Raw genomic sequence first — 11,025 nt, forward strand, 5'->3', positions numbered from 1 at the left:
CTGGAGGAATCAGAGGTCTTTCAGGATGTCCGCCATGTCATCGGCATGCTCTTCTTCCTGAGCCAGGATGTCTTCGAAGATCCGGCGCGTGGTCGGATCCTTTTCGCCGATGTACTGGATGATCTCGCGATAGCTGTCGATGGCGATCCGTTCGGCCACCAGGTCTTCGTAGACCATTTCCTTCAGGGTTTTGCCCGCCACGTATTGCGCGTGGGACATTTTCGACAACAAGTCCGGGTTGAACTCCGGCTCGCCGCCCAGTTGCACGATGCGCTCGGCGAGGCGGTCGGCGTGAGCCGCTTCCTGAGTGGCGTGCTCGAGAAACTCGTCAGCAGCAACATTGGCCTTCAGGCCGTTGGCCATGAAGTAGTGGCGCTTGTAGCGCAAGACGCAGACCAGTTCCGTGGCCAGCGATTCATTGAGCAGACGCAGCACTTCTTCTCGATTGGCGCTGTAGCTTTCGGTCACTGCGCCGTTTTCGACGTGCTGGCGTGCGCGCTCGCGCAGGGTTTGAACATCAGACAAATGCAGGTCACTCATTTCAGTCTCCTGGAGGCTAATCCGATTGGCGCCACGTTCTGCCGACGTGATCGCTACCCAGGTTGTGAGTGATGCGCGCTGCAAAAAGTTTTATGTATTTTTCGGCGATCTCGGCGACAGTCCGGACAACTGCGCTTCTTCCTGCAGCCAAGCGAAGAATGCGCGCACCGGCGGGTGCCGCTCGCGCCCCGGCACGCACAGTGCGCTATAACCCGCGCCATCGACCTGCACCTCGCCCTTGTACGGCACCAGCAAGCCGCTGGCGACGCTTTCCGACACCAGAATATTGCTCGCCAGCACCAGCCCTTGCCCGGCGATCGCGGCTTGCAGGGCGTAGTGTTCTTCGTCGTATTCGCGGATCACCGGATGCTGGTTCATCCAGTTCTCCCCGGACTTGCCGCACCAGGCTTCCCAGCCATGGGCATACAGCTTCGAGTTGTGCCAGTGCACGCTGATCAACGATGGCGTGCGACGGGCGGCCAGCGCTACTTGTTCCGGCGAGCCGTACACGCCGAACGATTCGTCGAACAGGCACAACCCGTAGAGGTTCGGGTAATCGTCGAGGCTGTAGCGCAGCACCAGATCGACGCTGGCGTCCTGGTGCAGGTCGATCACTTCGCAATGGGTGTCCAGCCGCACATTGATGTTCGGGTGTTTCGCATAAAACCGCCCCAGTCGCGGCACCAGCCACAGCGCGGCGAAGGCGGCGGTGGTCGACAGCGTCAGGCTGCTGCCGCTGCGTTGCGGGCGCAGGGTGTCGACGCTTTGCGCCACCTCCAGAAACGCCCCGTGCAGGCTGCGAAACAGCCGCTCGCCGCCTTCGGTCAGACGCACCTGACGTGGCAGGCGTTCGAACAGCGCCACGCCGAGCCAGTCTTCCAGCGAGCGTATCTGATGGGAAATCGCCGTCGGCGTCACCGCCAGTTCTTCGGCGGCCGCCTTGAAGCTCAATAGCCGTGAGGCGGATTCAAAGGCGCGCAGGGCGGTCAGCGGCAGTGAAGCGAACATGAAAACTCCATGGATGAAATCAATTCATCCAGACTGATTTTTGCTCATTTGAGGCGATGACTGAATGGCAGCAATCTGGCGCCACACAGTCACTCAAGTCTAGTCCCAAGGAGTTTCAGATGAGCAAGATTCTTGCGATTCATGCCAGCCCACGCGGTGAGCGTTCCCATTCGCGGCGCCTGGCGGAAAGTTTTCTCAGCGCCTGGCAAGTCCGTCATCCGCAGGCGCAAGTCACTCGCCGCGAGGTTGGGCGTGCGCTGATCCCGGCGGTCAACGAGGCATTTGTCGCGGCGGCGTTTTATCCGGAGCCCGAAGCGCGGCCGTTGTCGATGCAGGCAGATCTGGCCCTCAGCGATCAACTGGTGGGGGAGTTGTTCGATCACGACCTGCTGCTGATTTCCACGCCGATGTACAACTTCAACGTGCCCAGCGGCCTCAAGGCCTGGGTCGATCAGATCGTGCGGTTGGGCCTGACGTTCGACCACACCCTGGACAACGGCGTCGCCCAGTACACGCCGCTGCTGAAGGGCAAGAGAGCGCTGATCGTCACCAGTCGCGGCGGATTCGGTTTTGGCCCGGGTGGTGAACTGGAGGCGCTGAACCACGCCGATCCATGGCTGCGCACGGCGCTGGGTTTCATCGGCATCAACGACGTCACGGTGGTCGCGGCCGAGGGCGAGGAATCCGCCGAACGCACCTTCGCGGTGTCGGTGGCCGAGGCCGAGCAGCGCTTGCTCGACCTGGCCCGGGAGTTCTAGGTGGCCTGGCTGTTTCTGCTGATCGCCGCCGGGTTCGAAGTGACCTTCGCCATGGGCATGAAATACGCCGAAGGTTTCACCCGGCTGTGGCCATCGCTGATTACCGTGATCGCGGCGGTGGGCGGGGTTTATTTCCTGACCCTGGCCATGCGCGAGCTGCCGGTGAGCATCGCCTACCCGATCTGGACGGCCATCGGCTCGCTCGGCACGGTGTTTCTCGGTTTCGCGCTGCTGGGCGAGAGCCTGACGCTGGTGAAATTGTTGTCGGTAGGGCTGATTGTGGCGGGGGTGGTGGGGCTGAAGTAGGCTGGTCGTGGACTTGTCATCATCGAGGAGGATGCTTGGCGGGCGTTTTGCACGTCATGCATCCACCCACCGACCACAGGGATGTCTGCCCATGTCGCAGGAATCGGCCACACGTTATCCACTGGTGCTGGTGCCGGGAATGCTCGGTTTCATCCGTCTGGTGCTGTACCCGTACTGGTACGGGATCATCAAAGCGTTGCGCCGGGGTGGGGCGACGGTGATTGCGGTGCAGGTGTCGCCGCTCAATTCCACCGAGGTGCGTGGCGAGCAATTGCTGGCGCGCATCGATGAAATCCTGCGCGAGACCGGTGCGGCCAAGGTCAATCTGTTCGGCCATAGTCAGGGTTCGCTGACGGCGCGTTACGCGGCGGCCAAGCGTCCGGATCTGGTGGCGTCGGTGACGTCGGTGGCCGGGCCCAATCACGGTTCGGAACTGGCCGACTATCTGGCGAAACACTATCCGGCAGTCAGCGCTCGGGGTCGCATCCTCGAGGCATTGTTGCGTTTTGTCGGCTGGCTGATGGCGCTGCTGGAAACCGGTTATCACGGGCCGAAACTGCCGGTGGATATCCACGCCTCGCACCATTCCCTGACCACCGAAGGCGTGGCGCTGTTCAATCAGCGTTATCCACAGGGCCTGCCGCAAACCTGGGGCGGGCACGGGCCGGAGGAGGTCAACGGGGTGCGTTATTACTCATGGTCCGGCACCTTGCAGCCGGGCAAGACCGACCGTGGCGGCAACCTGTTCGACGGCACCAACCGCAGTTGCCGGTTGTTCGCTAAAACCTTCGTTCGCGAGCCGGGGCAGTGCGACGGCATGGTCGGACGCTACAGCTCGCACCTCGGTACGGTCATCGGTGATGACTACCCGATGGATCACTTCGACATCGTCAACCAGTCACTGGGACTGGTTGGCAAAGGCGCGGACCCGGTGCGGCTGTTCGTCGAGCACGCGGCGCGCCTCAAGGCTGCCGGGGTCTAACAGTCAGACCACGTTATCGTTCATCGCTGGCAAGCCAGCTCCCACAGTGATTCGGGCGTCCACAAGTTGTATGTTCGACCCCAGTCCTGTGGGAGCTGGCTTGCCAGCGAAGGCGCCCGATCAGGCAACGCTGACTCGGCGGCCGAGCACGGTGGTCCAACGCTCCGAAAGAATCACCCCGCCCAGTGTCAGCAAGCCACCGACCAGGTGATACATCGCCAGTTGTTCCTTCAGCACCACCGCTGCAATCAGCGCAGTGATCAACGGCAGCAGGTTGAAGAACAGCGTGGTCCGGCTCGGCCCCAAGCGCTGCACGGCCTGCATCCACGCCAGTGGCGCAAGCATCGAGGCCAGCAGGCACGCGTACAGCACCAGCGGAATGTTCTGCAGGGTCAGGCCGGTTTTCGGCGACGCGGCGTACAGCGGAAACAGCACCACCACCGCCACCAGCACCTGCAAATACAGCAACACCAGCGGCGGCAGGCGCAGCTGCCATTTTTTCAGCAGGGTGCTGTAGATCGCGTAGGCGAGGGTGGCAATCAGCATCATCGCGTCACCCAGGTTCACCCCGTGTTGCAGCAGCGCGCCGAGGCTGCCGGACGACACCACCACCAGCACGCCGGCGAATGACAGCACCGCACCGACCAGAGCACCGGCGGTCAGGCGCTGGCCGAGGCTGATGATTGCCATGGCCAGCGACATCAACGGCATCAGCGACAGGATGATGCCCATGTTGGTGGCGCTGGTCATGGTCGCCGCGAAGTAGGCCAGGCTCTGATAGACCGCCATGCCCAGCACGCCGAGGATGAAAATCTTGCCCAGGTTCGGGCGAATCTGCGGCCAGTGCTCAATTACTTTTTTGAGCATGAACGGGGTAAACAGCAGCCCGGCGAGCAGCCAGCGGTAGAAGCCGATTTCGGCGGGGAAGATCGCACCGACGGCCAGCTTGTTGATCACGGTGTTGCCGGCCCAGATGAAAATCGCCAGCAGGGGAAACGCGTATTGCATGGGAGGAGAAACCAGTACGTTGATGAACGGTGATTATCCCCTGTCTGGATGCAGGTCTATACTGCGAACCGGACAACCCGCCCCTGATTCCGGACAGCATGAACAGTAAACACATCGATCTGCTGGATTTCAGCGAACTGCCGTCGGCGGTGTATTTCCGCTATGCCGACTTCAACGCCCACGAATACGCCGCGCCGCACCGCCACCCGTGGGGCACGCTGGAATACGCGGCCCACGGCGTGCTGCACATGGATGTCGACGGCAGCCGCTTCATGTCGCCGCCGCAATACGCGGTGTGGGTGCCGCCGCAGGTCGAGCACAGTTTCTACAGCCATCAGCCGGTGAATTACCGGGCGGTGTGCCTGGCGCCCGAGGTCTGCGCGGATTTGCCGGCGCAGGTTTGCACGCTGGCGATCAGCGATATTCTCAAGGCGATCCTCAAGGACTTCGCCGCCCGGGATGTGAAGATCCCCGCGTTCGACGCCGACCAGCGCCTGGCCCAGGTGCTGGTGGATCAATTGCGCCAGGCGCCGGTTCATCAGTGTTATCTGCCCTATGCCAGCAGCCCCGGTTTGCTGACCATCCTCGAAACCCTGCAGGCCGAGCCCGGCAACAACGAGCCGCTGGCGCACTGGGCGGCGCAGGTGCATGTCAGCGAGCGCACTCTGGCCCGGCAGTTTGTGCGGGAGTTGGGGATGAGTTTCGGCGAGTGGCGTCAGCGCTTGCGCTATCTCGCCGCCATCGAGGCCTTGGAGAGTTCGCGCAGCGTGCAGGAAATCGCCTTCGATCTCGGTTACAGCAGCGGCTCGGCGTTCATCGCCATGTTCGCCCGTCAGGCCGGGTGTACGCCGGAACAGTACCGGCGCAGTCACCTGGAGAGCAGGAAGGTGTAACAAGCTTTGACTACACTCAGCCGGAGGCCGTATCCATCGATGCGGCGACAAGGAGAAAACTCCATGAAGATGCTGCGTGTCCCTTTGTTGATGATCGGTCTGCTGCTGTGCTCCCAGGGTTTCGCCGCCACGGCGCAACAGAACAAGATGACCACCTGCAACGCCGACGCCACGGCCAAGAGCCTGAAGGGCGACGAGCGCAAGGCCTTCATGAGTACTTGCCTGAAGGCAGCACCGGCGGCCAATGACGCCAAGACCCTGACCCCGCAGCAGGAAAAGATGAAGACCTGCAATGCCGACGCCAAGACCAAGGCGCTGACGGGTGATGCGCGCAAGGCGTTCATGAGCGATTGCCTGAAGAAAAAATAAGATCGACAGATCGCAGCGAGCGGCAGGGCATCCGCTCGCTTCGGCGCCGGATCGCTGGCAGACTGCCAATCCTTTTACGCCGTTCGTTTTGAGGCTGTATGCCAACGTTTTCTGAGCGTCATGTTGTGTTCTGGGTCAGTTGCATCATCATTTTCGGCGGTTTGCTGCTGGTACTGCCGCTGCGTTTGTTGCCCAGTCTGCTGGCCGGTCTGCTGGTGTTCGAGCTGGTCAACATGCTCACTCCGCAACTGCAACGGCTGATCGAAGGCCGCCGTGCGCGCTGGCTGGCGGTGGCTTTGCTGGGCACGCTGGTGGTGAGTGTGCTGGCGCTGATCTTTGCCGGGGCGATCAGTTTCCTTCTGCACGAGGCGGAAAATCCCGGGGCTTCCCTCGACAAATTCATGGGTGTGGTTGACCGTGCGCGCGGGCAACTGCCGCCGTTCCTGGACAGCTACCTGCCCGCCAGCGCCGCCGAGTTCCGTGTGGCCATCGGTGAATGGGCGAGCAAGCATCTGTCCGAGCTGCAACTGGTGGGCAAGGACGCGGCGCACATGTTCGTGACCCTGCTGATCGGCATGGTGCTCGGCGCGATCATCGCCCTTCAGCGCGTGCCGGATGTCACCAAGCGCAAGCCGCTGGCGGCCGCACTGTTCGACCGTCTGCACCTGCTGGTTCAGGCGTTCCGCAACATTGTCTTCGCGCAGATCAAGATTTCCCTGCTCAACACCTTCTTCACCGGGATCTTCCTGGCGGTGATCCTGCCGCTGTTCGGGATCAAGCTGCCGCTGACCAAGACCCTGATCGTGCTGACATTCCTGCTCGGGCTGTTGCCGGTGATTGGCAATCTGATGTCGAACACGCTGATCACTATCGTCGGCCTGTCGCTGTCGATCTGGGTGGCGGTTGCCGCGCTGGGCTACCTGATCTTTATCCACAAGCTCGAATACTTCCTCAACGCGCGCATCGTCGGCGGGCAGATCAGTGCCAAGTCCTGGGAGTTGCTGCTGGCGATGCTGGTGTTCGAGGCCGCGTTCGGCCTGCCGGGGGTGGTGGCGGGACCGATTTATTACGCGTATCTGAAGAGTGAGTTGAAGCTGGGCGGGATGGTTTAAGGACAGCGAAGATCCTTGTCAGATCGTTCCCACGCAGAGCGTGGGAACCCTCAGCGTGGTGTCAGTTCATCGAGCCATAACGCTTCATGGCCTCAATCGCCAGACCGCTGCCGATGCTGCCAAAGATATTCCCTTCCACATGCCGCGCGTTCGGCAGCATCGCCGAAACGCTGTTGCGCAGTGCCGGAATACCGCTGGAACCGCCGGTGAAGAACACCGTATCGACCTGACCCACCGCCACATTGGCGTCCGCCAGCAATTGCGTGACGCTGCCACGCACGCGCTCAAGCTGCGAATCGATGGCCGATTCGAACAGGGCGCGGGTCAACTCGACGTTCAGCCCGGACTCGATCCGGTCCAGCGGCACGTGACGGCTGTCGTTGTGGGTCAGATGAATCTTGGTTTCTTCCACTTCCATCGCCAACCAGTGCCCGGCTCGCTGTTCGATCAGCTTGAACAGACGGTCGATGCCGCCGGTGTCCTCGATGTCGTAGCGCATGCTGCCCAGGGCCAGGGTCGACTTCTGCGAGTACACCGAGTTGATGGTGTGCCAGGTCGCCAGGTTCATGTGGTGGCTGGTCGGCATAAATGCGCCGCTCTTCATGCGGCTGCCGTAGCCGAACAGCGGCATCAGGCCTTGTAGGCTCAGTTGCTTGTCGAAGTCGGTCCCGCCGATGTGCACGCCGCCGGTGGCGAGTATGTCGTCGTGACGGTTATCCATGCCCCGGCGCTCAGGCGACAGGCGCACCAGCGAGAAGTCCGATGTACCACCGCCGATGTCGACGATCAGTACCAGCTCTTCCTTTTCGATGGTCGACTCGTAGTCGAAGGCCGCAGCGATCGGCTCGTACTGGAACGAAACGTCCTTGAAACCGAGCTTGCGCGCCACTTCCACCAGGGTGTCTTCGGCTTCCTGGTCGGCCAGCGGGTCGTCGTCGACGAAAAACACCGGACGGCCCAGCACCACCTGCTCGAACTCACGACCGGCGGCGGCTTCGGCACGGCTCTTGAGCTGGCCGATGAACAGCCCGAGCAAGTCCTTGAACGGCATCGCGGTGCCGAGGACGCTGGTGTCGTGCTTGATCAGTTTGGAACCGAGCAGGCTCTTGAGCGAGCGCATCAGCCGGCCTTCGTAGCCTTCCAGGTATTCGTGCAGCGCCAGGCGACCGTAGACCGGGCGGCGTTCTTCGATGTTGAAGAAGACCACCGACGGCAGGGTGATCTTGTCGTCTTCCAGCGCGATCATCGTTTCCATGCCGGGGCGCAGCCAGCCGACGGTGGAGTTGGACGTGCCAAAGTCGATGCCGCAGGCACGGGCTGGAGAGGCGTCTTTCATGTCTTTCGGTTCCGGTCAAAAAAACGGCCGCGCAGTGTATGTCAGTGCGCGACAGATTCGAAGGCCGGTCATCCGCTATTTCGCGTCTAAGCTTGCTTGAAAGTCGGCGCTTTGCCCCAAACTTGCTGGCATGGGCCGGCAGACACACCGGCGGTCGCAAGAACCGCCGTCCACTGCCGATAAACTTCTGCTGCGCCACCCGGTCACAACCTTGAGATCGGTCAACCGGCCTTGCGCGAATCGGCGCATGCTGGCAACGGCGCGAAATCGATAACGGATGGTGATTCCTTCGATGGACTTCAAAGACTATTACAAGATACTCGGCGTGGAGCCGACGGCTGACGACAAGGCAATCAAGGCTGCCTATCGCAAGCTCGCGCGCAAATACCACCCCGATGTCAGCAAGGAAAAAGACGCCGAGGCCAAGTTCAAGGATGCCTCGGAAGCCTATGAAGCGCTGAAAAGCGCCGACAAGCGCGCCGAATACGACGACCTGCGTCGCTACGGCCAGCACGGTCAGCCGTTCCAGGGCCCGCCGGGCTGGCAGAGCCGTGGCGGCTTCGGTGGCGGTGGTGGCGAAACGGGTGATTTCTCGGACTTCTTCAGTTCGATCTTTGGCAATCGCGGCCCCGGTTTCGGTGGCGGCGCTGGCCGGCAATCCCGCAGCGCCGGGCGCCGAGGGCAAGACGTGGAACTGGAACTGCCGATTTTTCTGGAAGAAACCCTGTCGAACGAATCGAAAAAAATCAGCTTCCAGGTGCCGCAATACAACGCCAGCGGCCAGCACGTCAGCAACACCAGCAAGAGCCTGAACGTGAAGATCCCGGCGGGCGTGACCGACGGCGAGCGCATCCGCCTCAAGGGCCAGGGCGCACCGGGCATTGGTGGCGGCGCCAATGGCGATCTGTACCTGACGATTCGTTTCGCGCCGCACCCGAAATTCGATGTCGAAGGCGAAAACCTGATCATCACTTTGCCGCTGGCCCCGTGGGAACTGGCGCTGGGCGCCGAAGTGGCCGTGCCGACCCTGACCGGCAAGATCAACCTCAAGGTGCCGGCCGGCAGCCAGAACGGCCAGCGCATGCGCGCCAAGGGGCACGGTCTGCAGAACAAGGCCGGCGAGCGCGGTTATCTGTTCGTCCAGCTCAAGGCCGTGATGCCGAAGGCCGCCAGCGATGACGTCAAGGCGCTGTGGCAGGAACTGGCGAAAAAGGCCGCCTTCAATCCGCGAGAGAACTTCTGATACTGACGACGGAGTAGCCCATCATGAGCAGCCCCCTGATCGTTCAACTGGACATGGCAGAATTCTGTGAGGCGGCCGATCTGTCGGACGTCTACGTGATCGAAATCGTCGAACACGGCATCCTCGAACCTCAGGGCGCACAGCCCCGGGAATGGCGCTTCACCGACTACGAACTGGCACTGGCCAAACGCGCCGCCAAGCTGCGGCGCGACCTGGAGCTGGAGTGGGAAGGCGTCGCCCTGGCGCTGGATCTGCTGGAAGAAGTGCAGGAACTGCGGGCCGAGAACCGCATGCTCCGTCAGCGGTTGGGGCGGCTGGTGGTCGAGTGACTGCTTCAGCTCTTCCTTGGCAGCATTACGCTGAACAGCGTCCCTTCGGTTTCGCTTGAGCTGACTTCGATCGTCCCGCCGTGGGCGGTCACCACTTCCTTGACGATGAACAGCCCCAGGCCAAGGCTGGTGGACGGCTGGCCAAGTTCTTCGTCGGCGCTGCGTACCAGCGGATCGAAAATAGTGCCGATGGCTTCATCCGGGATCGGTTCGCCATCGTTGTGCACCGACAGATGCACCGCGTCGTTCTCGCCGCGCAGGGTCACGATCAATTCCCGCGGATTCGAACCATGTTGCAGGGCGTTGCCGATCAGATTCTGCAGCAACTGATCCAGCCGCCCGGCATCCCAGACACCTCGGGTATCGCCGTCGATCTTCAGGGTCGGATCGCATTCGGGATTGCCGGCGCAGGCTTCGGCGATGGCCGCTCGCACCGTGTCGGCCATGTCCATCGGCGCCGGTTCGATGGGCAGGCTCTTGCCCAGGCGACTGCGTACCAGTTCCAGCAGATCGCTGACCATGGCCGCCATGTGTCGCGCGCCGTGTTTGATATTCAATGCGCAGGTCAGCGCATCGCCTTCCAGAGTGGTTTTACGCATCAGCAACTCGGTCGACATGCTGACCGCTTGCAGCGGTGCGCGCAGGTCGTGGCCGAGGATCGCGAGGAAAATATCGCGTGAGCGATTGACCTGTTCGGCGTAGGCCGCCGTCGATTCGGCCAGGGCTTCATCGATGGCTTCGTTGAAACGGATCATGTCCTGGAAGTACGCCATGTCCGGCGACTGCAACATGCCGACCCACAAGCGGATCACGCAGGCGCGCAGGTGGCGGAATTCCGAAGTCATCTGCACCAGATCGAAGCCTACGGTGTGGCGCAACTCACCGTGGCTGGCGCCGGCCTCGTCCAGGCTCGGGGTTTTCTCCGGCCCTTCGCCCTTGGCCTTGGCAATTTGCTCGCTGGCGGTCTGTGCGGTGTCCATATCACGTGCTGCGGCCAGCAGTATCGCCCTGGCATGGTCGCGCAGCGCCGCCTGGTCCAGGGTCTCGGCCGCCGGAGTGATGGTCCTGGCGAACTGTTCCCACTCCTCGACGATGTGATCCGCGTGTTGCCGGATGAATTCGGATAAACGCATGTCCGGGT

General features: G+C 62.0%; 13 protein-coding genes. 8 read left to right on the forward strand and 5 right to left on the reverse strand.

Annotated features, from left to right (window positions below; genetic code table 11):
• Positions 1-9 precede the first annotated feature (9 nt).
• Both IF189_RS02925 and IF189_RS02930 read right to left on the reverse strand, forming a co-directional pair.
• Positions 10-540 (reverse strand): ferritin-like domain-containing protein, encoded by a 531-nt coding sequence (locus tag IF189_RS02925; RefSeq protein ID WP_085711185.1) that lies wholly within the window; start codon positions 538-540, stop codon positions 10-12.
• A 90-nt stretch (positions 541-630) separates the two neighbouring features.
• On the reverse strand, positions 631-1,548 hold the full coding sequence (locus tag IF189_RS02930; protein ID WP_192552786.1) for a LysR substrate-binding domain-containing protein: 918 nt from the start codon (positions 1,546-1,548) through the stop codon (positions 631-633).
• Positions 1,549-1,667: 119 nt separating this feature from the next.
• Between IF189_RS02930 and IF189_RS02935 the strand changes: the two genes are divergently transcribed.
• The 3 genes from IF189_RS02935 to IF189_RS02945 all read left to right on the forward strand — a co-directional run bounded on the left by IF189_RS02935 (position 1,668) and on the right by IF189_RS02945 (position 3,594).
• On the forward strand, positions 1,668-2,306 hold the full coding sequence (locus IF189_RS02935; protein WP_114881240.1) for an FMN-dependent NADH-azoreductase: 639 nt from the start codon (positions 1,668-1,670) through the stop codon (positions 2,304-2,306).
• Positions 2,307-2,612, forward strand: a complete 306-nt coding sequence (locus IF189_RS02940) for a DMT family transporter (protein ID WP_064379132.1) — start codon at positions 2,307-2,309, stop codon at positions 2,610-2,612.
• A gap of 91 nt (positions 2,613-2,703) precedes the next feature.
• Positions 2,704-3,594, forward strand: coding sequence for an esterase/lipase family protein (locus IF189_RS02945; protein WP_134825308.1), 891 nt, complete (start codon positions 2,704-2,706; stop codon positions 3,592-3,594).
• 120 nt (positions 3,595-3,714) lie between these two features.
• Here the strand turns inward: IF189_RS02945 and IF189_RS02950 are convergent, their stop codons facing one another.
• On the reverse strand, positions 3,715-4,602 hold the full coding sequence (locus IF189_RS02950) for a DMT family transporter (RefSeq protein ID WP_134825309.1): 888 nt from the start codon (positions 4,600-4,602) through the stop codon (positions 3,715-3,717).
• Between the two features lie 98 nt (positions 4,603-4,700).
• Here IF189_RS02950 and IF189_RS02955 point away from each other — a divergent pair, with 98 nt between their 5' ends.
• The 3 genes from IF189_RS02955 to IF189_RS02965 all read left to right on the forward strand — a co-directional run bounded on the left by IF189_RS02955 (position 4,701) and on the right by IF189_RS02965 (position 6,976).
• Positions 4,701-5,495, forward strand: a complete 795-nt coding sequence (locus IF189_RS02955) for an AraC family transcriptional regulator (protein WP_134825310.1) — start codon at positions 4,701-4,703, stop codon at positions 5,493-5,495.
• Positions 5,496-5,558: 63 nt separating this feature from the next.
• On the forward strand, positions 5,559-5,864 hold the full coding sequence (locus tag IF189_RS02960; RefSeq protein WP_065258819.1) for a PsiF family protein: 306 nt from the start codon (positions 5,559-5,561) through the stop codon (positions 5,862-5,864).
• 98 nt (positions 5,865-5,962) lie between these two features.
• Positions 5,963-6,976 (forward strand): AI-2E family transporter, encoded by a 1,014-nt coding sequence (locus IF189_RS02965; protein WP_085711192.1) that lies wholly within the window; start codon positions 5,963-5,965, stop codon positions 6,974-6,976.
• A gap of 61 nt (positions 6,977-7,037) precedes the next feature.
• On the opposite strand, the gene IF189_RS02970 is transcribed toward IF189_RS02965, so the two are convergent.
• Entirely contained in the window at positions 7,038-8,312 is a 1,275-nt protein-coding gene (locus IF189_RS02970; RefSeq protein ID WP_134825311.1) for an Hsp70 family protein, read from the reverse strand.
• Between the two features lie 292 nt (positions 8,313-8,604).
• On the opposite strand from IF189_RS02970, the gene IF189_RS02975 reads away from it, so the two are divergent.
• Together IF189_RS02975 and IF189_RS02980 are read left to right on the forward strand one after the other, a co-directional pair.
• Entirely contained in the window at positions 8,605-9,555 is a 951-nt protein-coding gene (locus IF189_RS02975; RefSeq protein WP_134825312.1) for a DnaJ C-terminal domain-containing protein, read from the forward strand.
• A 23-nt stretch (positions 9,556-9,578) separates the two neighbouring features.
• Complete coding sequence (locus IF189_RS02980; protein WP_119429418.1) at positions 9,579-9,884, forward strand: chaperone modulator CbpM; 306 nt, start codon at positions 9,579-9,581, stop codon at positions 9,882-9,884.
• A 5-nt stretch (positions 9,885-9,889) separates the two neighbouring features.
• Here IF189_RS02980 and IF189_RS02985 read toward each other — a convergent pair whose 3' ends face one another.
• Entirely contained in the window at positions 9,890-11,017 is a 1,128-nt protein-coding gene (locus tag IF189_RS02985) for a sensor histidine kinase (protein WP_192552787.1), read from the reverse strand.
• Positions 11,018-11,025: the final 8 nt, after the last annotated feature.

Source organism: Pseudomonas sp. IzPS59 (assembly GCF_014863505.1).
GTDB lineage: Bacteria > Pseudomonadota > Gammaproteobacteria > Pseudomonadales > Pseudomonadaceae > Aquipseudomonas > Aquipseudomonas kribbensis.